Below are 26,181 nucleotides of genomic sequence, written 5' to 3' on the forward strand. Positions count from 1 at the left end.
TGATTCTCGTTAGCGTCATAGTGGCAATATTGTGTCAGAGGAGAGCGCTGTTTGACCACCTTTGAACCCGATTTGCCCCCATATCCCCCAACCTGTCACCCGGCTGGCGTCTCTGGCTGTCGCCAGAAGCAGAGATAAAAACGGCCCCGCTATGGGGCCGTTTGCAACGCCGGATTACAGCATGTAGTCCGCAGGTAGCTCGATGCGGGCGACGCCGGAGGCCACCGCCGCCAGCGCCACGGCGCGGGCGACGCGCGGCAGCAGACGGGCATCCATCGGCTTGGGAATGACGTAATCCTTGCCGAAGGCGAGCTCGCTCACCCCGGCGGCGGTCAGCACCTCGGCCGGCACCGGCTCCTTGGCCAGCGCACGGATCGCCTCGACCGCGGCAATCTTCATGGCATCGTTGATGCGGCTGGCACGGGCGTCGAGGGCACCGCGGAAGATGAAGGGGAAGCAGAGCACGTTGTTGATCTGGTTCGGGTAGTCGGAGCGACCGGTGCCCATGATGAGGTCGCAGCGCACCCCGTGGGCCAGCGCCGGCTTGATCTCCGGATCCGGGTTGGAGCAGGCGAAGATCACCGGATTGGACGCCATCAGGGCGACCGCTTCGGCGGGCAGCACATCGGGGCCGGAAACACCGACAAACACATCCGCCCCTTCGATGACATCCATCAGGGTGCGCAGCGGGGTCTCGTTGGCGAAGCGCTGCTTGTACTTGTTGAGATCGGTGCGGCCGGTGTGGATGACACCCTGACGATCCAGCATGAAGATGTTGTGCGCCCTGGCGCCACACTTGATCAGCAGGTCCATGCAGGCGGTGGCGGCAGCTCCCGCTCCCATGCAGACGATGCGGCTGTCGCTGATGAGCTTGCCCTGGATCTCCAGCGCATTGAGCAGGCCGGCGGCGGTGACGATGGCGGTACCGTGCTGGTCATCATGGAACACCGGAATATCGCAGCGCTCGATCAGCGCCTGCTCGATCTCGAAGCACTCAGGTGCCTTGATATCTTCCAGATTGATGCCACCGAAGGTATCGGCGATAGCCGCCACCGTGTCGATGAACTGCTGGCTGGTCTCGTGCTTCACCTCGATGTCGATAGCATCGATGCCGGCGAAGCGCTTGAACAGCAGGGCCTTGCCCTCCATCACCGGCTTGGAGGCCAGCGGCCCCAGATTGCCCAGCCCCAGAATGGCGGTGCCGTTGGAGATGACGGCCACCAGATTGCCCTTGCCGGTATAGCGGTAGGCATCGGCCGGGTTGGCGGCGATCTCGCGCACCGGCTCGGCAACACCCGGGCTGTAGGCCAGCGCCAGATCGCGGGCGGTTTCGGCAGGCTTGGTCAGGGCGATGGCAATTTTGCCCGGTACGGGCTGGGCGTGGTAATCGAGTGCTTCTTGACGCAGATCGGACATGGGGGACCCCGATGTGGTTGGTGCAAATGAGGTGCCGGCAGGAGGCACGCAGAAGGGCGGGGATCATAAAAGAAAGCGGTGGGCATGCCCAGCAGATCATGCTGCCATTAGCCAGATCAGACCAGTTTGTTTAGCACCATCCCCCAGCCACAGATACCACTTTAGTTATAGATCCTGCATTGCAGGTGAAAAAATGGCGGCAAGTTGCCCTGCCGCCATCATTTGACCTTGCGTGCCGATTACTGACCCGAGTAGACCGGCAGCAGGTTCGCCATCGCGAGGAAGTGGAACAGTGCGGTCGCCAATCCGAACAGGATCAGCAGCCAGGCCACCAGCTTGCCACCCGGGGTGACGAAATGGGGGGCTGCGCTGCCACTGGCAGCCCGGGCGCGGAACTTCAGCACCAGCAGCGCCGGAATAAGACAGGTCCACACTGTGGCCACTGCGCCGGCATAACCGATGGCCAGCAGGAAGCCGAACGGGAAAAGCAGCGAGAGCAGCAGCGGTGGCAGGAAGGTAACAGCCCAGCTCTTGCAGCGACCGGCACGGCTGTTGTCGAACTTGAACAGATCCGCCAGATAGTCGAACACCCCGAGCCCCACCCCGATAAAGGAGGAGAGAATGGCCGCCATGGAGAAGCCGTTGATGGCACTGGCTACCCGCTCCGACTCGATGACGCCGGAGAGCGCCTTCAGCAGCACGTTCACATCGCCACCCTCGGCAATCACGGGGGCAAACTCCTGACGGGGCAGGTTGCCGAAGATCCCCAGCAGCCAGAGCACATAGAGCGCCAGCGCGATCAGGGTTCCCCCCAGAATGGCCCACTTTGCCTGCCGCTCGTTCTGGTAGTAGGCGCGCAGGGAGGCGACCGAGTGGTGATAGCCAAACGAGGTGAGTGCCACCGGCAACATCGCCATGGCATAGGGGGCGTAGTGACTCTCGCCACCAGCCAGATCGAGCAGGGTCGGCAGCTTGATATGGCCGAGCAGACCGGTCACGCCGAGGGCGAAGCTGATGATCATGAAGGCGATCAGCACCACAGAGATGCGGTCAACGGCGCGGGTCGAGTGCCAGACCACCAGCGAAAACAGCGCCACGAACAGCACGGAAGCGAGCTTGCTGTCGATCCCCAGAATCCCCTGCAGAATGGCGCCCGAGGAGGTGATGTAGGCGTAGAGCAGAATGCCGCCGACAAAGTAGACCGAGAGATTGTTGAAGAAGTTGAGCCGCTCCCCCAGCAGTTCGCGGGTCACGGTATTGAAGGAGACGCGCATGTCGTGGTGCTGGAAGGCTTCCAGCAGCATCCAGCCGGAGAGGGTCATCATCACCATGGTGACGGTCAGTGCCAACACCGACCAGAGGGTCCAGGCCCCCGCCCCCGAACTCGGCAGACCGAGCATGCCAGCCCCCACGCAGACGCTGGCGATAATGCAGGCGCCCCCCAAAATTGATGGTTTTTTCTTCATAATCCCTTCTTTTTCTGACTGGTTATCTATCCGCGGTAAACAAGACCGCGGCATGATGCCAGCCTTTGCCCGGGGAAGCACCTCAATATGGGCCAAAGGGAGGGCTGACGGCATCTGACTGGCCACAGCCAGCGCCATCAGCGCGAAGCCAAGAGGTTCAGTCCATTACGGGGATACCGGCTTTTGCCTCCGCCTCTCTGGCGATGGCCTCGGTCATCCCCTGAAAGATGAAGAGATGAAACGGCAGCATGGCGAGCCAGTAAGCCAGCCCCCAGGCGCCCTGCGGATGCCAGTGAGCGGTGACCCGGATGCGGGTCAACCCGGACTCCTCCGGCAGGATGTTGAACTCCAGCCGGCCGACGCCCGGGGCCTTCATGTTGAACAGCAGATCGAGCCTGCGCCCCTCATCCACCCCGAGGATCTGCCAGGAGTCGAGCATGTCACCCTTCACGAAGCGATCGGGATTGCTGCGGCCACGGGTACGAGCCGAACCGCCGATCAGGTGATCCATCCATTCGCGCACCACCCACAGCTGGTTCATGTAGAAGTAGCGCTTCTCGCCCCCCAACTGTTGCAACACCTGCCACACCACCTCGGGGGAGGCGAGACAGATGGCATCGCCGCTGGCGGTACGGTCATAGAAGCCATATTCGGGATGGCGCCAGCGCAGGCCGAGCGGCGTCTCCTGACCCTGTTGCTCGGCCCCCAGCTTCTGCTCCAGCGCCAGACTCTCGGCCAGTGCCTCGTCGAAGCTGAGCAGGGTCTGTGGCAGCAGGGCACGCAGCGTGCCGTCATCGGCCGGAATATCGTGCTTGAGACCGCCCACCAGCGCCTTGGCCACCGGCTGCGGCACCGAGGTGACAAACTGCAGCCACCAGGCGGAGAGACGCGGACTCAGAAACGGGATGGGAATGATAGGGCAACGCTTGCCGATATGGGCGGCGAACTTCTGCAACTGCTGTTGATAGCTGAGCAGTTCTGGGCCGACCGCATTGAAGATGCGGCCATCCACCTCGTCGTCTTCCACCAGCCCACCCAGATAGTGCAGCAGGTTGGACAGCGCAATGGGCGGCGTGCGCGAGCGCACCCATTTGGGCGTCACCATCAGCGGCAGGTTGAACACCAGATCCCGCATCACCTCGAACGCCGCCGAGCCGGGGCCGACAATGATACCGGCACGCAGCTCCACCGTCGGCACACCGGATTCGCGAAACAGCTCGCCACAGTGGCGGCGGGAGTTGAGATGGCGACTGTTGCACTGCTCCGGCTGGATTGCCCCAAGATAGATGATGCGGCGCACCCCGGCGGCGCGGGCGGCGGCAGCAAAGTTCTTCACCCCCTGCTGCTCCAGCCGGTGAAAATCGGCTCCCGCTCCCATGGCATGCACCAGATAGAAGACGGTATCTATACCCGCCAGCGCAGGCAGCAGGGTGATCGGCTTGAGGCTGTCGGCGAGGCGAAACTCCACCCCCTCCGGCAGACGGCAGGGACGGCGCGCCCCGGCAATCACCCTGTAGCCCAGCGTTTGCAGGTGAGGCACCAGATAGGAGCCTATATAGCCCGCCGCCCCCATCACCAGACAGTTTCTCATCCTCTCTCCCATTCCCTTGTCGTCCCGGCTACCGGGCTGGCAACCTGAATGCCCATCATCCAGCCTCACCATCACTTTGCAACATGGAACTAACAATTCTGCCTGTTAGTCCGATTTGGTGTTAATCCCAGTTCATTTTCTGGTCGATAACTGACCAGATGTATAGCGCCGAGGGCGAAGATATGCGCATCGATCACTACGACCTCCAGGGGGAGGTGCAATACCGGCAGCAACAGGCGCAGGCCCGCAAGGTGCGCAGACTGGGGCCAGTCGCGCCGCAGGCCAATGGCGTGAGCGGAACGGCCACCACACCGCCATCCGGCGAGCAGCGAACCACCCTGATGCAAGCCAGTGCCCTGACGCTGCAAGCCAGCAGCCGGAGCAATACCCAGACTCCCCCGCAGACGGCCGCCGCACCAGCCAAAGCGGAGGGGAGCAAAAATCAGGAGGAGAACGGCGTTCCCAACGACGGGCTCGACAACCACCAGCGGCTTATCAAGCTGATGATCGAGGCGATGCTGGGCCACGAAATCGAGCTGCCGGATCCGATCAAACCGACCGAACAGAGCGCGGAGGGGGCGAGCTCCCCGACGGGCGACAGCAGTCAACCCGCCGCCGAGCCGGATCAACTGGTGGAAGTAACCGACAGCCTGCTGCAAAAGGAGCAGCTCAACGTAGTCGCCTCGGCCAGCATAGAGACTCAGGATGGCCAGAGCCTGCAACTTGATCTGGGTTTTGTGCTGGACTGGCGCCAGCTCGATATCAGCAAGCGCCGCACTACCCTCAATGCCCTCAAGGATCCGCTGGTGCTCAGTCTGAATGGAAAAATCGCCGGCCTGACCGACGCCCGGGTCAAGTTCGACATCGATCAGGATGGCAAAGAGGACAGCCTGCCGGGCCTGCGCGAAGGGAGCGGCTTCGTGGCGCTGGATCGCAACGGCAACGGCACCATAGATGACGGCGGCGAGCTGTTCGGGGCCCGCTCCGGCAATGGCTTCGGCGAGCTGGCGACCCTGGATGAGGATGGCAACGGGGTGCTGGACGAGCGGGACAGCCAGTTCTCGGCGCTGCAGTTCTGGCAGCCGGAGCAATCCCCCATCGCTCTGGTGGAGCTGGGGATCGGCGCCATCCTGCTGCATCCCCTCGACACCCCCTTCAACCATCTGGGGGAAAGCGGCAATCAGGGGGTATTGCGCCAGTCCGGCCTCTATGTGACCCAACAGGGCAAGGGCGGCTGGGTGCAGCAGGTCGACCTGCGGGTCTGAAACCGGCACCCGCATGGCAAACCCGGTCGCTGACGAAGCCCGCCAGCGACCAGAACCTGACTCAGTTCAGCTCGGTGGGGTCGATGTCGAGGCTCCAGCGTACCCGCTTGGTCTCGGGCCATCCCTCCAGCTCCTTCACCGCCCAATCGAGCAGCTGGGCCAGTGGCGTCCGGTTCGACCCCTGCACCAGTAACTGCATGCGGAACTTGCCCGCCTTGCGCTCCATAAAGCCGCTGATGGGCCCGAGCACCTGAACATTGGGATAGCGGGCGCTGCGCAGGGTATCGGCGAGGCGGCTGAGAAACAGCTGCACCTCGTCACGGCCGTTGGCCTCGGCCCGAAACAGTCCCTGATAGCTGAAAGGCGGCAGCCCCAGCAGGCGGCGCTCTTTCAGCGCCGTATCGGCGAAGTGGCCATAGCCGTTCTGGGTCAGATCCTGCAGCAGGGCGTGCTCGGGATGGTGGCTCTGCAGCACTACCAGCCCGGGTTTGCTGGCACGACCGGCACGGCCCGCCACCTGGGTGTAGAGCTGGGCCAGCTTCTCGGCGGCGCGAAAATCGGCGCTGAACAGGGCGCCATCCACATCCAGCAGCCCTACCAAGGTCACATCCGGGAAGTGGTGGCCCTTGGCCAGCATCTGGGTGCCGATCAGGATCTTGTACTTGCCCGCCTTGATGTCGCCGAGGTGGGTCTCCAGCTCCCCCTTGCGACGGGTGTTGTCCCGATCGATGCGCACCACCGGATATTGCGGGAAAACGGTGCTAAGCAGCTGCTCCAGCTGTTCGGTGCCCACCCCGGAGCCGATGAGCTCGTTGCTGCCACACTCGGGGCAGTGGTGGGGCAGCGGGCGCACGCTGTCGCAGTGGTGGCAGTGCAGCCGCCGCCCGGCCTGATGCCAGGTGTACCAGGCGTCGCAACGCTCACAGGCGGCGCTCCAGCCACACTGGTGACAGATCAGGGCCGGGGCATAGCCACGGCGGTTGAGAAACAGCATCACCTGGTTGCCCGCCGCCAGATGCTCCGCCATCAACTGCTCCAGCTGGGGGGAGAGCCCGGCCTGCAGCCGCACGTTCTTGATATCCAGGATCACCTGACGGGCGGTCTGGGCATTGCCAGCACGGCGAGTGAGCGTGAGATGGTGATACTTGCCAGTGCGAGCGTTGTGCAATGTCTCCAGCGACGGGGTGGCCGAGCCAAGCAGGATGGGAATGCCGGCACGATGGGCCCGCATCACCGCCAGATCCCGCGCGTGGTAGCGAAAACCGTCCTGCTGCTTGAAGGAGCCGTCATGCTCCTCGTCGATGATGATGATGCCGAGGTTGTGAAACGGGGTGAACACCGCGGAGCGGGTGCCGATCAGAATGGCGGCGCCACCGTCGCGACAGGCGAGCCAGGCATCGAGCCGTTCCCGGTCGTTCATGGCGGAGTTCATCGCCACCACTGGCACGTTGAAGCGGCGTCGGAAGCGGTTGATGGTCTGCGGGGTGAGGCCGATCTCCGGCACCATCACCAGCGCCTGCTTGCCCGCCTTGAGCAACGGCTCGAGGATGCTCAGGTAAACTTCGGTCTTGCCGGAGCCAGTGATGCCATCCAGCAGGAAGGCACCGAACTTGTCGCTCTGGCTGGTAACGGCAGAGACGGCCAGCGCCTGCTCGCCGTTGAGGCGCAGCCCCTCCCCCGGCTCAAAACGGGCAGCCCAATCGCCATCGTGGCTCGGCTCCAGCGAACGCTTCTCCAGCAATCCCTTTTTCTCCAGCGCGGTGAGGGCTGCGCTCTGGATCTCCTCCTGCTTGAGAGCTGATGGCGTCTGCGGCCCCTTGCGCAGCAGGGCGAGCGCCTGCTGCTGCTTGGCCGCCCGCTTGAGTTCGTTGAGATCGATGGCCATACCAGCCTCGGTGGCAAACCAGAACTCCAGCTCGCGATAGGCGGCCGGCTCCCCCTTGCGCACCAGCACCGGCAGGGCGTGCGGCAGCACCTCTCCCAACGGGTGCTGGTAGTAGCTGGCGCTCCAGTTCATCAGCGCCAGAATGTCGGGCCCCAGCACAGGCGTCCCATCGAGGACGCGCTTGATGGGTTTGAGCTTGTTGCGCGGCACCTGGCTCTCGGCCGGGTGATCCACCACCAACCCGACCAGGGTTTGCGGGCCGAAAGGGATCTCGACCCGACAACCGGGAGCAGGTAACGGCAGGGGGGAGAGATAGTCGAAATGACGGCGTAGCGGCACCGGTACAGCCACACGAACCAGATCCAGCGTTTGGGAAGAATTCACCAGAGGTTGCCTATTTTTTCTGCGAAGCCACTTGCCTGATCTCAGGCATTTCCTATATTATTCGCAGCCTTTGAAACTGTGTTCAACAATCGTGTGGTGTCCGACAAGAGATCGGATGGCGACACGGCCTATTACTTTGAGGTTGTCCATGAAAGCTGGTATCCATCCTGACTACGTAGCCATCACCGCCAAGTGCTCTTGCGGTAACGTCATCAACACTTTCTCTACCATCGGTAAAGATCTGAACCTGGACGTGTGCTCCGAGTGCCACCCGTTCTACACCGGCAAGCAGAAAGAAGTTTCTAGCGGCGGCCGCGTAGACAAGTTCAACAAGCGTTTCGGTGCGATGACTTCCAAGAAGTAATTCTACTTCTGACGAATTCTGAAAAAGACGCCTTAAGGGCGTCTTTTTTGTTTCTGTGGTCTTACAATCATTCACGTTTTCCGTCCGTCAGGCTCAGTGCCCGCGCTCGCGCACCCTGCGCAGATAGACATATCCCTCCCCCGGACTCCCCCAGCGCGCCTTGCCCGCCAGATCATAAGCCCGATCCAGCAATCTGACGCTGTTGGGACCAATCCAGACATGCTGCACCAGCGTGCTGGCGCCACCGAAATCGGTAGCGCAGTGGCCAACCCGGGTATGGCCGGCATATTCACCGGATGGCGTGCGGCTCAACCAGATCTCGCAGCCACGGCGCAGAGAAAGTTGCTGGGGAGTGAGGCTATCGAGCAATTCCGGATTGTGCCAGGCGCCGGCAAAGTCGGTGGCCCGCGGCATGGTCAGCTCGGCCATCAGAATGCGTCCATCAGGACTGGGGGAGAAACGGTAGATCCGCTGGCGGAAGGGGCGAACGGCCCGCAGGGTCAGGTACTGCTCGGCATAGACCCAGCGATAGCCCTGATAGCCACGCCAGATCTCCACCAGACGCAGTTCAGCGCTGGTAAAGCGATCATCGTATCGCGCCTGCTCCTGGCTCGAAAAATCACCGCTGAACCAGCTGAGCAGCGGCTCCATGCCGGAAACAGTGGCCCGGGATGATACTCCTGCTGATACCAGACAGGAGCAAAACAGCCCGAATACGGCCACCAGCAACTTTGTCATCGAATCCTTCCGAATCATCATAGTGGCGGCGATTATATGAGCGAAGCCGCCCAATAACAGCCATTACGATCAAATCATTGCCACTCTGGTGAAAAAACCTCGCAAGGATGCCCGCCCGATCACTAAACCCGGTATTTCGCGACCGCCTGATTCAGCAGCTTGGCCTGCTCGTTCAGACCCTGACTGGATCTGGCATTCTCCGCCGCCATGGCACTCGACTCCTGCGCAATGTCGCGGATGTTGTTGACGTTGCGGTTCACCTCGTTGGCGACCAGGCTCTGCTCCTCGATCGCTGCCGCAATCTGGGTACTCATATCCATGATGTGGGTAACATCCTGGGTGATCTGCTCCAGCAGCGCCCCCGCCACGTTGGCCTGATCGGAACTGCGACTCCCCTGCTCGCGGCAGGTCGCCATCACCTCGACGATACTGCCGGTCTGCTTCTGCAGCGAGCTGATAATGCCGGCAATCTCCTGAGTCGATTTCTGGGTTCGGATGGCAAGGCTGCGCACCTCATCCGCCACCACCGCAAAACCACGCCCCTGATCCCCCGCCCGTGCCGCCTCGATCGCCGCGTTGAGGGCCAACAGGTTGGTCTGCTCGGCAATACCGCGGATCACGTCCAGCACCGAACCGATGGTCTCGCTCTCTCTTTGCAACTGACCAACCTCGCGGGAGGAGTGCTCGAGATTGTCAGCCAGCAGACGGATCTGGTCGACGGTGTTCTCCACCGCACTGCGCCCCTCCATCGCCTTGTTGTTGGTCGCCTGGGCATTGTTGGCGGCCTGCTCGGTGTTGCGGGCGATCTCCTCTATGGTGGAGCCCATCTCGGTCGAGGCGGTGGCCACCATATCGGTCTCCTGCAGCTGGCGAGCAGCTCCCTCGCTGGTACGTTTAACGTTGTCCGAGAGGTGATCTGCCGCCTCCGTCAGGGTATGCACGCTCTGCTTCACATCGCCAATCAGGTTGCGGAACCCGCCCAGCATCACATCGAGGTTACCCGCCAGTTGAGCCATTTCATCGGCTCCCTGCAACTCGATCTTGAGGCGCAGGTCATTATCCTGACGAATGCGATTGACGGTATCATTTACCCGGCTAATGGGGCGATCGATGCTGCGACCCAGCAGCACGCTCATGACACCTATCAGTACGATGATCACACCGCCACACATCAACATCAGGGTATTGAGGCGAGCAGTCTGCTGATCCAGCTCACCGGCGATATGCTGGTCGACGGCAGAGAACACCTGCTCGGTCTGATGAACCAGACCCCGCATCTGGTTGCGCAGTCCTTCATCCTCATTGAGCCCCAGCACCTGCATACCCTGCACCAATGCGACAAAGTCCTGCCGGTACTGTTCACTCGCCTGCTCCAGCTTGCCGCGGTCGGCTTCCGGCAAGGCGGCCAGACTCTGCTGAAAACTCTTGTGCAGAGTCTGGAAACGGTCGAGATACTGGACATCTGATCGCAGCATGAAGTCTTTCTCCGCCCGTCTCAGCTGCAGCATGGTGATGAGCAACCCCTGCTGATCCAGCTTTTTGAGGCCATCTTCCACTTCATGCACGGCAGTCCGCAGCTTGCCATAGAGCCCATCCTCCGGCCCAAGACCAATCTTCTGCTGCTGGGCAACCAGCTCCAGAAACGCCTTGCCGTAAGCCGCCATCTGCTGATCCAGCCTGGCCAGATCGGCATGCACCGCAGCCAGGTTGTCGTCACGGCCCAGGGTCTCGTCCAGCTGGTGGAACTGCGTCATGACCTCATTGAAATGGTTAACGAAGCTCAGATCCTTGCGCAGCAGGAAATCCTTCTCGGCCCGCCGCAGATTCAGCATGGCGATCTCCAGCCCGTCCACATTGCGCTGGGCTTGAGTCAGGCTGCGGGTGACCTGGCTCGAATAGATAAAGAGGCCACTCAGTACCACCATGGCAATGGCAACCAGTACGGTATTCAGAATCAACTTATGACGGATCAGCACGATGCACCTCTCACCTGTACGGATGAACTGCATTGAGCTTATGCGGAAAACGTTATCCCTGTGGCTGTTCAAGGAATATTCATTGAAATGCCGGTCTCACTCCTTATACTGGATCCACCTGTTTCCAGCCGTGGATTTGACACTATGGAATACAACACTTCAGAACTGTGCGACATCTATCAGGACATGGTGGATGTGCTCGAACCCATGCTTTGCTCCTTCGGCGGCCGTGCCTCTTTCGGCGGCGTCATCACCACCGTCAAGTGCTTCGAATCGAACGGTCTCATCCGTGAACTCGTCAAAGAGAACGGCGTCGGCCGGGTGCTGCTGATCGATGGCGGTGGCTCCATGCGCCGCGCCCTGATCGACAGCGAGATAGCCACCACTGCCGCTGAAAACGAGTGGGAAGGGATTGTCTGCTACGGCTGCGTCCGCGAAGTGGATATCCTCGAAGATCTCGACATCGGCATTCAGGCACTGGCGGCCATTCCGGTCGGCGCCGACAGCAAGGATGTGGGGGAAACGGATCTGCCGGTCAATTTTGGCGGAGTCACCTTCCTGCCTGACGATCATCTCTACGCCGATACCACAGGGGTGATCCTCTCCCCCGAGGCACTCGACATCGAGTAAGCCAACAGCATGATGACGGGAGCAGCGGCTCCCGTTTTTTATGCCCGCAATTTGCCGAAACCGGGACAAAAAAAGAGGGCCAGATAAACTGGCCCTTAACTGGAAGCAATGTGAGCAATGTCGTGCCTTCACAAGAAGTCCATCACGTTGGAACGGATGAGGCCTTTCCCGGAAAACAAGTTAACGATAATCATTCTCATTTAATTGAGCAAGCTTTATTTGCCAGTCAGGCAAAAAAATTGGCCACCGTTAAGGGTGGCCAATTTCATCAGGCTTGTCGGACTGCGGATTGCAACCCGGGCAATCCCGCCTCTCCCACCAGCTTGCGACTGAGATAGCGCAACAGCACGCCGTAGAGCGGCACAAACAAACCAAGGCTAATCAGCAGCTTGAACACATAGTCCACGGTCGCGATCTCGACCCAGTGCTCTGCCATGAAGGGGTCGCTCGTGCGCCAGAAGGCCACACTGAAGAAGGCGATGGTATCGACCATGTTGCCAAACAGGGTGGAAGCCGCTGGCGCAATCCACCAGTGCTTGAGCAGACGCAGGCGGTTGAATACCACTACGTCCATAAACTGGCCCACCAGATAGGCCATAAAGCTGGCCAGCGCGATACGCGCCACAAACAGGTTGAACTCGGCCAGATGACCTACACCCTGGAAGCTCCCTTCAAAGAAGAGTACGGAGAGCACATAGGAGATGGCCAGTGCCGGCAGCATCACGGTCTGGATAATCTTGCGCGCCAGACCGGCACCGAAGATCCGCACCGTCAGGTCGGTCGCCAGAAAGATAAACGGGAAGCTGAACGCACCCCAGGTGGTGTGAAAACCGAAGACGGTGATAGGCAGCTGAACCAGATAGTTGCTGCTGGCAATAACGAGGATATGGAACAACGACAGGCGAACGAGCGCCGTTTGGTACTGCTCAGGGGTCAGATTCATCTTGTGACCTTTTTGGTTAATGGGGTTAGGGAACCCATATCGCCACCATTGGCGATAAGCGAAGCGCGAGATTATACGCCCCGCACACGATAGTTCAATCTTTATGCTGTCTGGCAAGCCAGAGCAGCGCCTCCCGATCTTCAGGGCGCACCGCCTCCAACCAGCAGCCGCTGTAGTGCTCAAACTCCAGTCTGAACTGGCTTCCCTCGAAATCCAGCAACCAGCTATGGCGATCGGCACCGACATCCCGCTCCAGTGGATGCAGCTCCCACGCCTGCAGCAGCGCCCCGGCCAAGGCCGGAAAAGTGTCCCAATCGAGAGCGGGACACGCCAGCATGACAACTCCGGCATCGCTATCTATCTGCTTGATCTGCCATCTCATTCCAAATCTCTCAGCTGCTGCAGGATAGCTCGCCACCGCAATACCATGCCGGTTGCGGGGTAGCGAGATCCTCATATTCGGGTTGCTCATCATAGGGGCGTTGCAAAGCGGCAAACAAGCGCTCGAACGGCTGCATATCGCCCGCCTCGGCAGCATCGATCACCTGCTGGGCCAGCGCATTGCGCAGCACATATTTGGGATTGATGGCATCCATCCGCGCCTTGCGCACACTATCTTCGCTTCCTTCCCGCACCAGCCGCTCCCGGTAACGAGTCAACCACCCCTGCCACGCAGCGGGGTCGGCTAATAACACCAGCAAGGATGCCGGCCATGCCCCCTCTCCCGTCACCTCACCGAGCCGGCGCAGGAACAGGTGGTAATCCACCTTGCGGGCCGCCAGCAAACGGAACAGCTCGCGGAACAGTGCCGGGTCATCCTCCTCCCACACCGCCAGCCCGAGCTTGGCCCGCATCAGCTCGGAGTAGTGCAGCATCAACTGGTGTTCGTACTGGGCCAGCGCCGCTGCCAGCGCATCACCGTCGACATGTCCCGCCAGCGCCTGCGCCAGCTTTTGCAGATTCCAGTAGCCGACCGCCGGCTGCTGATCCAGCGCATAGCGACCCGCCGGATCCGAGTGATTGCAGACAAAGTCCGGCACATAGGCATCGATAAAGCCGTAGGGGCCGTAATCCAGCGTCAGGCCGAGCAGCGACATGTTGTCGGTGTTCATCACCCCGTGACAGAAGCCCGCCGCCTGCCATTTGGCAATCAGCCGCGCGGTACGACGCACTACCTCGGCAAACAGCTCGGCGCCACTCTCCAGCTCGGGGAAGTGGTGGTGCAGCAGATAATCGATAAGCAGCGGAATCTTCTCCCCCTGCCCGCTCCAGGCGAAATACTCGATATGACCGAAGCGCAGGTGGCTGGGGGCGGTGCGCAGCACAGTCGCCCCCGTCTCCACCTGTTCGCGGTAAACGGGCTCCTGGCTGCCCACCAGCACCAGTGCCCGGGTGGTCGGTATGCCGAGGGCATGGAGTGCTTCGGAGGCCAGATATTCGCGAATGCTCGAGCGCAATACGGCGCGGCCATCGCCAAAGCGGGAAAACGGCGTCTTTCCTGCCCCCTTCAGATGGAGATCCCAGCGCTGGCCATCTGGCGCCTGCTGCTCACCCAGCAGCAGCGCCCGGCCATCGCCAAGGCGTGGGCTATAGCCGCCGAACTGATGGCCGGCATACACCTGCGCCACCGGGTGCATGCCGGGCAGCAATTTCCCCTCGCCACAGCAGGCGATCCAGTCAGACTCGCTGACACCTCCCAACCCCAACTCTGCCAGCAAAGCGCGGTTGAGGTGAAGTAGCCGGGGTTGTTGTAGCGGCTGGGGCACCACAGGTTCACAGGCCCAGGGCAGTTCGCTCGCAAAAGTGTTGATCAGCTTCATGGTTGTGCCATTCATCCCTGAGTATGCTCGTGTCACTCTTTATACTGCCGTCAGCAGGCTGTCCGCCAACCGGCAATCCTCATTTGTTCAATTCAAGGAGAAGAATATGCAAAAGTGGCTATATGCCCTGCCCCTGCTGGCTCTGGCCTGGGTTCATCAGGTCAAGGCAGCCGATATCGAAGCGGGCAAGACCAAAGCGGCCGTCTGTGCCGCCTGTCACGGCGTGGAAGGCAAGGCGATGATCCCCAACTACCCCCATCTGGCCGGACAGAATGCCGCCTATCTGGTGAAACAGCTGAAGGCTTTCAAGGATGGCAGCCGCAAAGAGCCCCTGATGGTTCCCTTTATGGCACCGCTCACCGATGCGGATATGGAGAATCTGGCGGCCTATTACGCCAGCCTCAAGTAATCTGCTGCGCCCGACTGTCGGGCGCCTCCTCGTTGGCGAAGCATCCATTCGGCCATGCTTCGCCAAGCTTTCTTACCGCCGGCAATAGTCGATGATCAGGTCCATAAAGGCTTCACCGAAACGCTCCAGCTTGCGGTGACCGACACCGTTGACCGCCAGCATTTCTTCCTCGGTCATCGGCATCAACTGAGCCATCTCCACCAGGGTCGCATCGTTGAATACCACGTAGGGCGGAACCTCTTCATCCTCGGCAATCTGCTTGCGCAGAGCGCGCAGCTCCTTGAACAGCCGCTTGTCGTAGTTGGCATTGTCGAGCAGACCGTTGCGCTTCTCCTTGCGGCTGGAGATAGGCTGCAGGCGGGGTACCGCCAGCTCCAGCTTCACCTCGCCACGCAGCACGGGGCGGGCAGCCTCGGTCAGCTGCAGCACCAGATTACGGGTGATGTTCTGGGTCAGCAGCCCCTTGTGGATCAGCTGGCGGATTACGCTCATCCAGTATTCGTGGCTCTGATCCTTGCCGATGCCATAGGTCGAGAGCTTGTCGTGGCCGTGATCCTTGATGCGCTGGTTGAGCGAACCGCGCAGCACCTCCACCACATAACCCACCCCGAAATTCTGCCCCACCCGCCAGACGCAGGAGAGCGCCTTCTGGGCATCTTCGGTGCCATCATAACTTTTGGGCGGATCGAGGCAGATATCACAGTTGCCGCACGGCTTGTCGTTGTACTCGCCGAAGTAGTTGAGCAGCACCTGACGGCGGCAGGTCTGCGCCTCGGCAAAGGCCGCCATCACGTTGAGCTTGTACTGCTCCACCTGCAACTGCTGGGGATTCTCGATGTTGTCGAGCAGGCGGCGCACCCGACCGATATCGGCAGGATCGTAGAGCAGCAGCGCCTCGGCCGGGGTGCCATCGCGCCCGGCGCGGCCGGTCTCCTGATAGTAGGATTCGATGTTCTTCGGGATGTCGTAGTGCACCACGAAGCGCACATTGGGCTTGTCGATGCCCATACCGAACGCCACCGTCGCCACCACTATCTCGATATCATCCTTGAGGAAGGCCTCCTGAGTCTGCTGACGCAGCTCGAGCGGCAGACCGGCATGATAGGGCGCTGCCTTGCAGCCGTGGCGGGATAGCCGCTCGGCCACCTCCTCCACCCGGTTGCGGCTGGAGCAGTAGACGATGCCGCAGTTGCCCTTCTGGCTCTGCACGTAGCGCAGCAACTGCTCGGCCGCCTTGAACTTCTCCACCAGGCTGTAGCGGATATTGGGGCGATCGAAGCTGGCAGTGTGGATAAAGGGATCGCTCAGTTCCAACCGGTGCAGCATATCACTGCGGGTCGCCTCATCGGCGGTGGCGGTCAACGCCACCACCGGCACCTGCGGGAACCACTGCTTGAGCCGGCCCAGCGCCGCATATTCCGGTCGGAAGTCATGGCCCCACTGGGAAACGCAGTGCGCCTCATCGATGGCGAACAGCCCGAGCGGCAGTTCGGCCAGCCGATCCATAAACTCGTGCTGCAGCAGTCGCTCGGGGGAGACATAGACCAGCTTGATCTCGCCACGGCGCATGGCGGCGAAGTTCTGGATCATCTCCTCCCGGCTCAGGGCCGAGTTGATGTAGACAGCTGCCACACCGTTGGCGCGCAGGCTGTCGACCTGATCCTTCATCAGCGAAATGAGGGGAGAGACCACCACCCCGAGACCGGGCCGCAGCAGCGCCGGGATCTGGTAACAGAGTGACTTGCCACCGCCGGTGGGCTTGAGCACCAGCGCATCGCGCCCCGCGACGATCTGCTCGATAATCTCGAGCTGACCCGGCCGGAACTGCTGATAGCCGAAGACCGCCTGCAGCAGGGCAAGCGGACTCTCTGGCTGAGGATCTGGCAGGGTTTCGGCAATCGCGGTCATGGGCTCTCCTTTGGGGTCGCCATTCTAAAGCAGCCGCCGCCCACAATAAACCTGCCATTGCGACTGTTAAAGAACTGTTGCAGACTGGCTGGAGCTTTTACTCGGCTTTGCAAACAGGGAGCGGATTCAAGGAATGAAACAGATGCTCAAGAAGATGGCGCTCAGTGGCATTGCCAACCTGTTCGCCGAAAAGATGCCCTTCAACAAGCTGATCGGCATGCAGGTGACCCACTACGACTTCGACCGGGTGGAGCTGCGCATCAAGATGGAGGAGAAGCTGATCGGCAACCCCTTCCACAACATCCTGCACGGTGGCGTCACTGCCAGTCTGCTGGATGTTGCAGGTGGCATGATAGTCGCGGCCTCCTGCATCGACGATCTGGAAGATTTCTCCCCCAGTTATCTCAAGGAGCGTTTCTCCCGCCTCGGCACCATCGATCTGCGGGTGGACTATCTGCGACCGGGGCGCGGCAACGAGTTTATCGCCACCGCCCACATCATCCGGGCCGGCAGCAAGGTCGCGGTAGCCCGCATGGAATTGCACAACGAAGAGGGCACCCATATCGCCTTTGGGACCGGCACCTATCTGGTGGGCTAAACGCCATTAATGCATAAAAAGCACTCTGCTAATCCACTTTTAATCATTAGATTCCCTACCCCCTCTGGCTAAAGCAGGTCCATACTCATAGTCGGGATTGTGTGCAGAGGGAGGATTGCAGGTGATGAGTGCGAAACTGGCCATCAAACCATCCAGAGCCTTGTTGACACAGCTCGAGTCCATGCTCGACGAGGTGCAGACACCCGAGTGTCGCCACTGGTTGGAACAGGAGCTTGAGGGGTATTCTCTCTCCTCACCCCTGCCTTGGTATCGCATCGTCCCCTGTCGGCAACGCGGTCACTTTCTGGACCTGAAGACGGGAAAATATTTGACCTGTCACATCAACAGTCAAACGCTAAGCCAACGCGATCTGGCCCAAATTCAGTTCATTTATGCCCGTGAACCCGCCGCCCACTATTTGCTGCAACGCAATTCCGGTATTGAGCCCTGGCCAGAGCAGCTGCTGGAAGATTATCAGGAGCAGTTGATCCCCGGCCACCTATGCCTGCAAGCCTGGCATGAGCCCGTGATTTCATTACGTGAACAACTGATGGAGGGAATCGAACATTTTATTTGTGAGTACCCCAAACACGCGGCCTTGCTGCCCCAACACAGTTTAAAGGCTTTGCGGCATCAGCACTGGCATATCTGAACAAGCGCCTAGCGCGCAAGGAGGGCACCATAGACAAGAACCATAACGAGATTGCCACAATCTAGAGTGCCGGAGTCAGAATAGACTCCACCAATGGGCCACCAAGCGGTGGCCCTTTTAATATCTTTGGTTTTGCTTCGGTCCCGCATACAGCAAGTGAAATCACTCGGCTAATTGGCAGGTCGGCAGGTCGGCAGGTCGGCAGGTCGGCAGGTCGGCAGGTCGGCAGGTCGGCAGGTCGGCAGGTCGGCAGGTCGGCAGGTCGGCAGGTCGGCAGGTCGGCAGGTCGGCAGGTCGGCAGGTCGGCAGGTCGGCAGGTAAAGTGAAGCGAGAAAACAGGAAAGCGAAATGCAAAAAGGCCGCTCTATTGAGCGGCCTTTTCAAATTTGGTCGGTGTGAGAGGATTCGAACCTCCGACCCCTTCGTCCCGAACGAAGTGCGCTACCAAGCTGCGCTACACACCGATGTCTGCGGGACGGGAATTTACCGAAAGGGTCGACCCGACACAAGCCTTTTTTGCATTTAAAGGGAAAAAAAGTGCCGTTCGCTCAACTATTCAGCACTCTTCGCCCCCGTTTACCGAAATGCAGCCGGATGGTGACATTCCGCTAACTCTGCCTCAAGGCAAGCGCAGCGACTCGGGCCCCAGCAGACGACGTTGCCAGTCAGCGACGGTACCGTGCTCCAGCCAATCCGCCGCATGCTGACGCCAGTTGGGCGAGAGGGCCGGATTCTCCAGCAGCAACAACAGATCCGCTTCGTTACGTACCTGATTGAACAGGATATCGGCGGTGCGCTTTACCGTCAGATCCGGGTAAGGCCTGTCTACCAGCTCCATGGTCACCTCGGGTGTAATCATCCCCTCCTCCAGCACCCGCAGCAGCCAGCCACAACGGCCGCTCAGCTGCATCACCTGCGACATCTGGCCATAGCCAAAGCGCTGGTTGAGCTTGAAGCAGGGCGATCTTGGCTGACTTATCTGGATGAGTGCCTCGCCGAGTCGATAGACATCGCCAATGCAGGCCTGCGTCTCGATCAGCCCGACACCGGACAGGTTCTCGCCAAAGGCGGCGGGTTGCCAGGGAGTGCGGGGAGCAGGAAGACCCAGCGCAGTTTGCCAGGTCTGCCACCAGAGATAGTGATCGGCGGGGTAGTAGTGGAGCGCCCGATCCGGGCCGCCGTGATGACGCAGATCGCTCTGCTCGTCCTCTTCCAGACCGGCAAAGGTACAAAGAACCGGCACGGTCACCGGCTGCTTGTGGATGGCAGAGACAAGGCCGGGCACCAGCTCGGTGCCGCGGCCGCTAAAAAGGGAGATCCGCATTCTCATCCTCCGGGTTGACGAGAGAGTGCGGATCTTAACACGAGGTCAGGCAACCGCCTGCATCTGGGTGGTCATGGCGATCTCGGCACGGCGGCGCTTCTCTGCCTTGGCCATCAGATACCAGCTGCCAAAGGTAAAGAGCGATACCGACAACAGGATCAGGCTGGCAACCGCGTTGATCTCCGGTTTCACCCCGAGCCGCACCGCCGAGAAGACCTCCATCGGCAAGGTGGTCGATCCCGGGCCAGAGACAAAGCTGGCCAGCACCAAGTCATCCAGCGACAGAGCAAACGACATCATGCCACCTGCCGCCAGCGAGGGGGCGATCATCGGGATGGTGATCAGGAAGAACACCTTCCACGGTTTGGCCCCCAAATCCATAGCAGCCTCCTCGATGGAGAGATCCAGCTCGCGCAGGCGGGCCGACACCACGATCGCCACATAGGCGGTACAGAAAGTGGTATGGGCGATCCAGATGGTCAGCATGCCACGCTCGGCAGGCCAGCCCACCAGCTGGGCCATCGCCACGAACAGCAGCAGCAGCGACAGACCGGTAATCACCTCGGGCATCACCAGCGGCGCCGTCACCATACCGCCGAACAGGGTGCGGCCACGGAAGTGCGGGATCCGGGTCAGCACGAAAGCCGCCACCGTTCCCAGCGCGACTGCCGCAATCGCGGTATAGAAGGCGATCTCCAGCGAGCGCAGCACCGAACCGATCAGCTGCTTGTTGTCGAGCAGGCCAAAGTACCACTTGAGCGACCAGCCCCCCCATACCGTCACCAGCTTGGAGGCGTTGAAGGAGTAGATCACCATGATGACCATGGGCAGATAGATAAACAGCAGCCCCAGCCAGAGCATCAGCTTGGCAAAACCAAAACGTCTCATCATGCCTTGCCCTCCAGCTCTTTGGCCTGGTTACGGTTGAACAGGATAATGGGGATGATCAGCACCGCCAGCATCACTACCGCCAACGCAGAGGCCACCGGCCAGTCGCGGTTGTTGAAGAACTCCTGCCACAGCACCTTACCGATCATCAGTGTCTCCGGGCCACCCAGCAGTTCCGGGATAACAAACTCCCCCACCACCGGAATGAACACCAGCATGCAGCCGGCGATGATGCCGTTCTTGGAGAGCGGCACCGTGATCTGCCAGAAGCGGGTCAGGTTGCGGGCGCCCAGATCAGATGCGGCCTCCAGCAGGCTCTGGTCATGCTTGACCAGATTGGCGTAGAGCGGCAGCACCATGAACGGCAGGTAGGAGTAAACGATGCCGATATAAACCGCCAGGTTGGTATTGAGGATCTGCAGCGGCTCGTGGATAAGACCGATGCTCAGCAAGAAGCTGTTGAGCAGGCCGTTGTTGCTGAGAATGCCCATCCAGGCGTAGACCCGGATCAAAATCGCGGTCCAGGTCGGCATCATGATGAGCAGCAGCAGAACGGTCTGGGTCTCCTTGTTGGCCCGGGCGATGGAGTAGGCCATCGGATAGCCGATCAGCAGACAAAGGATGGTGCTGATAAAGGCCATCTTGAGCGAACCGAGATAGGCGGCGATATAGAGCTCATCCTCCTGCAACATCAGGTAGTTGCCCATGTTGAGCAGGATAGTGAGCTGGTTGTCGGCCCAGCTCACCACGTCGGTGTAGGGCGGGATCGCCACATCCGCTTCGGCAAAGCTGATCTTCAGCACGATGATGAAGGGCAGCAGGAAGAAGAGGAACAGCCAGAAGAAGGGGATGCCGATCACCAGCTGGCGACCCCACACATGCTTCAGTCGTCTCAATGCCTTCATGATTGCAGCACCACGCCGCTGTCATCTTCCCAGTAGAGGAACACCTGGTCATCCCAGGTTGGCCGTTTGCCGTGGCGTTCGGCATTGGCGATGAAAGCCTGAACGATTTTACCCGAGGGCAGTTCGATGTGATAAACCGAGTGGCCGCCCAGATAGGCGATGTCGTAGACCTTGCCCTTGGTCCAGTTGAAGTCAGGATGCTCGATCTCCGCCGGTTTTTGCAGGCTCATCAGCAACTTTTCCGGGCGCAGGGCGTAGGTCACCTTCTTGTTCTCGGCACGGGAGCTGATGCCGTGGCCCACATAGATGGGCTGCTCCAGATCGGCACAGGCGATGATGGCGTGGTCTTGCTCATCCTCCACCAGCAGACCGTCGAACAGGTTGACGTTGCCGATGAACTCGCACACCAGCCGGCTGGCCGGGGTTTCGTAGATATCCATCGGGCTGCCGATCTGCTCGATGCAGCCGAGGTGCATGATGGCGATCCGCTCGGCCATGGTCATCGCCTCTTCCTGATCGTGGGTCACCATGACGCAGGTAACCCCGACCCGTTCGATGATCTCGACCAGCTCCAGCTGCATCTGGGAGCGCAGCTTCTTGTCGAGCGCCCCCATGGGTTCATCCAGCAGCAGCAGCTTGGGGCGTTTGGCCAGCGAACGGGCCAGTGCCACCCGCTGGCGCTGGCCACCGGAGAGCTGGTGCGGCTTGCGGCGGGCATACTGGGTCATCTGCACCAGTTTGAGCATCTCCTCCACCCGGGCATCGATCTCCGCCTTGGGCAGGCCATCCTGCTTGAGGCCGAAGGCGATGTTTTGCGCCACCGTCATATGGGGGAACAGGGCGTAGGACTGGAACATCATGTTGATGGGACGCTCATAGGGCGGCATGTCGGTGATGTCGACACCATCGAGATAGAGCCGCCCCTCGGTCGGACGTTCAAAACCGGCCAGCATCCGCAACAGGGTCGACTTGCCGGAGCCGGAGCCACCGAGCAGGGCGAAGATCTCCCCCTTGTTGATGTTGAGCGATACGTTATCGACAGCCAGCGTTTCATCGAACTGCTTGCTTACCCGATCAATCTTGACCAGCACTTCTTTACGCTGCTGGCTGCCCTCGAGGGCTTTCTTGTAGGCACTGGAGGCTATCGCCATTACCAAACTCCCCAACGTGATATCGACCTCGCGGCCGATCCATAAAAGCAATTTGGCGCCCCCGAACGGGCACCAAGGTTAGGTTCCGGACTTGACCTTGCTCCAACTCCGGGTCATCAGCCGCTGGATTGCACGAGGATGTTCCTGAGAGACATAGAGTCGTGCCAGCACCGGCTGCGGTGGATAAACAGATTGATCATCGCGCACCTTCTCATCCATGAACGCCGCCGCCCTGGCATTGGGATTCGCATAGCCCACATAGTTGCTGACCTTGGCGATCACCTCGGGCTGAAGGACGTAGTTGATGAGGGCGTGCGCCTCTTTGACATTGGTGGCATCGGCCGGGATCGCCATCATGTCGAACCAGAGATTGCCCCCCTCTTTCGGAATGCTGTAGGCAATTTTCACCCCCTTGCCGGCCTCGTTGGCCCGCGCGGCGGCCTGCAGAATGTCGCCGGAGAAACCCGCCGCCACGCAGATGTCGCCGTTGGCGAGATCACCGATGTACTTGGAGGAGTGGAAGTAGGCGACATAGGGGCGCACCTTGAGCAGTTGCTCTTCGGCCCGCTTGATGTCAGCAGGCTCATGGCTGTTGGGGTCGAGCCCCAGATAGTTGAGGGCGGCAGGGATCATCTCGTCGGCAGAGTCGAGGAAGGCGACGCCGCAACGGGAGAGCTTCTCCATGTTTTCCGGTTCGAAAATAACCGCCCAGGAGTCGATCTTGTCGACCCCCAGCACGGCCTTGATCTTGTCGACGTTGTAGCCGATGCCGTTGGTGCCCCACAGATAGGGCACGGCGTATTGATGGCCCGGATCCACCTTGTCGAGCTGGCTGAGCAGCACCGGATCCAGGTTGGCCATATTGGGCAGCAGGGATTTGTCCAGCTTCTGGAACGCTCCTGCTTTTATCTGTTTGGCCAGAAAGTTGTTGGAGGGCACCACCAGATCATAACCGGTACGCCCCGTCAGCAACTTCCCCTCCAGGGTCTCGTTGGAGTCGAACACGTCATAGACGGTCTTGATCCCGGTCGCCTGCTGGAAATCGCTGAGGGTGGTCTCGCCGATATAATCAGACCAGTTGTAGAAATGGAGTTCAGTTGCTGCCTGAACACCACTTGCCAACCCCATGGTCAGGGCAATGGTTGCCAATCTGGTTGTATGCACGGTTTCAGTTCTCCTGTGTTTAGTGGTTGACCGTCTGCGCATCCTCTCGCGCGGCCCATCCCGAAAGATGGCATCACTACCCTCCCGGCCGAACTGCGGACCGGGAGGGGCACTCGTCACTTACTTGCCGGACTTGATCTTGGTCCAGCTGCGCGTCATCACACGCTGCACCTTGGCCGGCAGATCCGGGAAGGTGTAAATCTTCTGCATGGTCTCTTCACTCGGATAGATACCCGGATCGTTGCGGATCTCCGCATTGACCAACGGGGTCGCCGCCTTGTTGCCGTTCGGGAATTTCACCACGTTGGTGATGTTGGCGATCACCTCGGGCTTCATCAGGTAGTTGATAAAGACGTGGGCGGATTCGACGTTCTGGGCATCGGCCGGGATGGCGATCATGTCAAAGAAGCTGCCCGCCCCCTCTTTCGGGATGGTGTAGGTCAGCGACACGCCGTTGTTGGCCTCCGCCGCCCGCGCCTTCGACTGCTGCAAGTCACCGGAGTAGCCAACCGCCACACAGAGGTTGCCGTTGGCCAGATCCGAGATGTACTTGGAGGAGTGGAAATAGGCGGTATAGGGACGGATGGAGAGGAACAGCGCCTCGGCCTTCTTCAGCTCGTCCGGCTTCTGGCTATCCGGTTTGAAGCCCAGATATTGCAGGGCGGCCGGCAGCATTTCGGTCGGCGAGTCGAGGAAGGAGACACCGCACTCCTTCAGCTTGGCCATGTTCTCCGGCTTGAACACCAGATCCCAGGAGTTGACCGGCGCATCGGCCCCCAGCACCGCCTTCACCTTCTCGGGGTTGTAGGCATAGCCGATGGTGCCCCACATGTAGGGGATGGAGTACTGGTTGCCCGGGTCACTCGGCTCGAGCGCCTTGAGCAGGGCAGGATCCATGTTTTGCCAGTTGGGAAGCTTGGACTTGTCCAGTTTCTGGAACACGCCCGCCTTGATCTGCTTGGCCAGGAAGGGGTTGGACGGCACGACGATGTCATAGCCCGATTTGCCGGCCAGCAACTTGGCCTCCAGCACCTCGTTGCTGTCGAACACGTCATACACTACCTTGATGCCCGTCTCTTTCTGGAAGTTATCCAGCGTATCCGGCGCGATGTAGTCGCTCCAGTTGTAGACGTGCAGCACCTTCTCGTCGGCCATTGCTCCGGCACTTGCCATGACCAGAGCCACAGAGGCAGCGATCACTCCCGTTTTGAAAGACATCATCCTTGTCTCCTAAGCAAATTGTATGCGCATGCCAACCTGCCCGGCCGCACCTCAACCCTTCAGCTTGGCGGCTGTCAGATCCAGACTGAGCCTGGCGAGCTTGACCAATTCATCAACCTGTTCCTCGGTGATGACCAAGGGGGGCGATATGATCATGGTATCGCCTACCGCCCTCATCACCAAGCCATTGTTAAAGCAGAACTCCCGGCAGGTCATCCCCGCATTTGCGTGCGCCGGGAAACGCTGGTTGGTCTGTTTGTCCTGCACTATTTCCAGTGCGGCAACCAGTCCGCGGCCACGGGTTTCCCCTACCAGCGGATGGTCGGCCAGCTCCGCCCAGCGGCGCTGCAAATAGGGGCCGATGGTATCATGGACGCGCTTAACTATGCTCTCCTTTTGCATAAGCTGGATATTGGCAACCGCCACCGCACAGGAGACCGGGTGACCCGAATAGGTGAAGCCGTGGTTGAACTCGCCCCCCTCCTCGACCAATACCTTGGCGACCCGGTCGCTCACCATGACGGCGCCGAGCGGCAGGTAACCCGAGGTGATCCCCTTGGCCAGACACATCAGATCCGGCTTGATGCCAAACCCTTCGCTGGCAAACCAGTGGCCGGTGCGGCCAAAGCCACAGATCACCTCGTCAGCGATGAGCAGAATGCCGTAGTGATCGCAGATACGCTGGATCTCGGGCCAGTAGCTGTCGGGCGGAATGATGACGCCGCCCGCTCCCTGGATCGGCTCGCCGATAAAGGCAGCCACCTTGTCCACCCCCAGCTCCAGAATCTTCTGCTCCAGCTGGCGAGCCCGCTCCAGTCCGAATTCGTGGGCACTCATCCCCTGCCCCTCACCGAAGTGATAGGGCTGGTCGATATGGACTATGCCGGGAATGGGCAGGTTGCCCTGCTGATGCATCCCCTTCATGCCGCCCAGACTCGCCCCCGCCACGGTGGAACCGTGGTAGGCGTTGTGGCGACTGATAATCACCTGCTTCTCCGGCTGCCCCTTGCTGGCCCAGTAGTGGCGCACCATCCGCAGCACGGTGTCGTTGCACTCGGAACCGGAGCCGGTAAAGAAGACGTGGTTGAGATGGGACGGCGTCACTTCGGCCAGCAGGGTGGCCAGCTCGATCACCGGCGGGTGCGCGGTCTGGAAAAAGAGGTTGTAGTAGGGAAGCTGCTCCATCTGTCTGGCCGCGGCATCCACCAGCTCCTGCCGACCATAACCCATGTTGACGCACCAGAGTCCCGCCATGCCGTCCAGAATGCGCTTGCCTTCGGAGTCTTCCAGATAGACGCCACTGGCCTTGGTGATGATACGGCTGCCCTTCTTGTTCAGGGCCTGAAAGTCGGTAAAGGGGTGCAGGTGGTGGCTGGCATCCTGTTGCTGCCACTCACGGGTAGTCTGTTGCATTGTTAGCTCCTCGGTTCCTTCGATTTAGCTGGGTCTGTTCGTCGATCATCAGGAGGGCTGCCCCTCCCGC

Annotated in this window: 23 protein-coding genes and 1 tRNA gene; 6 read left to right on the top strand and 18 right to left on the bottom strand. The window is 60.4% G+C overall.

The features are described from left to right. Positions 1–174 precede the first annotated feature (174 nt). From WE862_RS03260 to WE862_RS03270, 3 genes are all read right to left on the bottom strand, one after another. Positions 175–1,416 (bottom strand): malic enzyme-like NAD(P)-binding protein, encoded by a 1,242-nt coding sequence (locus tag WE862_RS03260; protein WP_042029500.1) that lies wholly within the window; start codon positions 1,414–1,416, stop codon positions 175–177. Between the two features lie 239 nt (positions 1,417–1,655). Continuing rightward, entirely contained in the window at positions 1,656–2,882 is a 1,227-nt protein-coding gene (locus WE862_RS03265) for an aromatic amino acid transporter (RefSeq protein WP_042029502.1), read from the bottom strand. A 157-nt stretch (positions 2,883–3,039) separates the two neighbouring features. Continuing rightward, positions 3,040–4,473 (bottom strand): DUF2867 domain-containing protein, encoded by a 1,434-nt coding sequence (locus WE862_RS03270; RefSeq protein ID WP_339058700.1) that lies wholly within the window; start codon positions 4,471–4,473, stop codon positions 3,040–3,042. Between the two features lie 158 nt (positions 4,474–4,631). Between WE862_RS03270 and WE862_RS03275 the strand changes: the two genes are divergently transcribed. After that, a complete protein-coding gene (locus WE862_RS03275) occupies positions 4,632–5,738 on the top strand; it encodes a hypothetical protein (RefSeq protein ID WP_042029505.1) in 1,107 nt (368 codons plus the stop codon). 61 nt (positions 5,739–5,799) lie between these two features. Here WE862_RS03275 and priA read toward each other — a convergent pair whose 3' ends face one another. Then, on the bottom strand, positions 5,800–8,007 hold the full coding sequence (gene priA / locus WE862_RS03280) for a primosomal protein N' (protein ID WP_082035405.1): 2,208 nt from the start codon (positions 8,005–8,007) through the stop codon (positions 5,800–5,802). Between the two features lie 148 nt (positions 8,008–8,155). On the opposite strand from priA, the gene rpmE reads away from it, so the two are divergent. After that, positions 8,156–8,371: a 50S ribosomal protein L31 gene (gene rpmE, locus WE862_RS03285; RefSeq protein WP_033115620.1), complete on the top strand. Its 216-nt coding sequence runs from the start codon at positions 8,156–8,158 to the stop codon at positions 8,369–8,371. Between the two features lie 93 nt (positions 8,372–8,464). Here rpmE and WE862_RS03290 read toward each other — a convergent pair whose 3' ends face one another. Together WE862_RS03290 and WE862_RS03295 are read right to left on the bottom strand one after the other, a co-directional pair. Next, on the bottom strand, positions 8,465–9,109 hold the full coding sequence (locus WE862_RS03290) for a chromophore lyase CpcT/CpeT (protein WP_041209735.1): 645 nt from the start codon (positions 9,107–9,109) through the stop codon (positions 8,465–8,467). Positions 9,110–9,231: 122 nt separating this feature from the next. Next, positions 9,232–11,085: a methyl-accepting chemotaxis protein gene (locus WE862_RS03295; protein WP_041209793.1), complete on the bottom strand. Its 1,854-nt coding sequence runs from the start codon at positions 11,083–11,085 to the stop codon at positions 9,232–9,234. A 144-nt stretch (positions 11,086–11,229) separates the two neighbouring features. Here WE862_RS03295 and rraA point away from each other — a divergent pair, with 144 nt between their 5' ends. Further along, the gene (rraA, locus tag WE862_RS03300) at positions 11,230–11,715 is read left to right on the top strand and encodes a ribonuclease E activity regulator RraA (RefSeq protein WP_021138460.1); all 486 of its coding nucleotides are present in this window, start codon (positions 11,230–11,232) and stop codon (positions 11,713–11,715) included. A 268-nt stretch (positions 11,716–11,983) separates the two neighbouring features. Here rraA and WE862_RS03305 read toward each other — a convergent pair whose 3' ends face one another. The 3 genes from WE862_RS03305 to WE862_RS03315 form a co-directional block, all read right to left on the bottom strand. Next, a complete protein-coding gene (locus WE862_RS03305; RefSeq protein WP_042029507.1) occupies positions 11,984–12,658 on the bottom strand; it encodes a 7-cyano-7-deazaguanine/7-aminomethyl-7-deazaguanine transporter in 675 nt (224 codons plus the stop codon). Between the two features lie 94 nt (positions 12,659–12,752). Beyond that, a complete protein-coding gene (locus WE862_RS03310) occupies positions 12,753–13,040 on the bottom strand; it encodes a DUF3630 family protein (protein WP_042029509.1) in 288 nt (95 codons plus the stop codon). Positions 13,041–13,050: 10 nt separating this feature from the next. Further along, complete coding sequence (locus WE862_RS03315) at positions 13,051–14,478, bottom strand: protein adenylyltransferase SelO (RefSeq protein ID WP_042029609.1); 1,428 nt, start codon at positions 14,476–14,478, stop codon at positions 13,051–13,053. A 106-nt stretch (positions 14,479–14,584) separates the two neighbouring features. Between WE862_RS03315 and WE862_RS03320 the strand changes: the two genes are divergently transcribed. Further along, positions 14,585–14,887: a c-type cytochrome gene (locus tag WE862_RS03320; RefSeq protein WP_042029510.1), complete on the top strand. Its 303-nt coding sequence runs from the start codon at positions 14,585–14,587 to the stop codon at positions 14,885–14,887. Positions 14,888–14,959: 72 nt separating this feature from the next. On the opposite strand, the gene recQ is transcribed toward WE862_RS03320, so the two are convergent. After that, on the bottom strand, positions 14,960–16,795 hold the full coding sequence (gene recQ, locus WE862_RS03325; protein WP_041209739.1) for an ATP-dependent DNA helicase RecQ: 1,836 nt from the start codon (positions 16,793–16,795) through the stop codon (positions 14,960–14,962). Between the two features lie 133 nt (positions 16,796–16,928). Here recQ and WE862_RS03330 point away from each other — a divergent pair, with 133 nt between their 5' ends. Both WE862_RS03330 and WE862_RS03335 read left to right on the top strand, forming a co-directional pair. After that, positions 16,929–17,393: a thioesterase family protein gene (locus WE862_RS03330; protein WP_041209740.1), complete on the top strand. Its 465-nt coding sequence runs from the start codon at positions 16,929–16,931 to the stop codon at positions 17,391–17,393. A gap of 124 nt (positions 17,394–17,517) precedes the next feature. Next, entirely contained in the window at positions 17,518–18,045 is a 528-nt protein-coding gene (locus WE862_RS03335) for a hypothetical protein (protein ID WP_033115627.1), read from the top strand. Positions 18,046–18,432: 387 nt separating this feature from the next. On the opposite strand, the gene WE862_RS03340 is transcribed toward WE862_RS03335, so the two are convergent. From WE862_RS03340 to WE862_RS03375, 8 genes are all read right to left on the bottom strand, one after another. Further along, a tRNA-Pro gene (locus WE862_RS03340) sits at positions 18,433–18,509 on the bottom strand. Between the two features lie 155 nt (positions 18,510–18,664). Continuing rightward, on the bottom strand, positions 18,665–19,369 hold the full coding sequence (locus WE862_RS03345; RefSeq protein ID WP_042029511.1) for an MOSC domain-containing protein: 705 nt from the start codon (positions 19,367–19,369) through the stop codon (positions 18,665–18,667). A 45-nt stretch (positions 19,370–19,414) separates the two neighbouring features. Then, positions 19,415–20,260 carry an ABC transporter permease subunit gene (locus WE862_RS03350; protein ID WP_370689175.1) on the bottom strand — a complete coding sequence of 282 codons (846 nt, stop codon included), beginning with the start codon at positions 20,258–20,260 and terminating at the stop codon, positions 19,415–19,417. Beyond that, positions 20,257–21,162 (bottom strand): ABC transporter permease subunit, encoded by a 906-nt coding sequence (locus WE862_RS03355; RefSeq protein WP_042029512.1) that lies wholly within the window; start codon positions 21,160–21,162, stop codon positions 20,257–20,259. The genes WE862_RS03350 and WE862_RS03355 overlap by 4 nt, the downstream gene beginning before the upstream one ends. Continuing rightward, positions 21,159–22,313, bottom strand: a complete 1,155-nt coding sequence (gene potA, locus WE862_RS03360; RefSeq protein WP_042029514.1) for a polyamine ABC transporter ATP-binding protein — start codon at positions 22,311–22,313, stop codon at positions 21,159–21,161. The genes WE862_RS03355 and potA overlap by 4 nt, the downstream gene beginning before the upstream one ends. 78 nt (positions 22,314–22,391) lie before the next feature. Then, a complete protein-coding gene (locus WE862_RS03365; RefSeq protein ID WP_042029516.1) occupies positions 22,392–23,477 on the bottom strand; it encodes a polyamine ABC transporter substrate-binding protein in 1,086 nt (361 codons plus the stop codon). Positions 23,478–23,597: 120 nt separating this feature from the next. Then, positions 23,598–24,695, bottom strand: a complete 1,098-nt coding sequence (locus WE862_RS03370) for a polyamine ABC transporter substrate-binding protein (protein ID WP_081849363.1) — start codon at positions 24,693–24,695, stop codon at positions 23,598–23,600. Positions 24,696–24,749: 54 nt separating this feature from the next. Then, positions 24,750–26,111: an aspartate aminotransferase family protein gene (locus tag WE862_RS03375; protein ID WP_042029517.1), complete on the bottom strand. Its 1,362-nt coding sequence runs from the start codon at positions 26,109–26,111 to the stop codon at positions 24,750–24,752. Positions 26,112–26,181: the final 70 nt, after the last annotated feature.

The sequence above is a fragment of the Aeromonas jandaei genome (assembly GCF_037890695.1).
Taxonomy (GTDB): Bacteria; Pseudomonadota; Gammaproteobacteria; order Enterobacterales; family Aeromonadaceae; genus Aeromonas; species Aeromonas jandaei.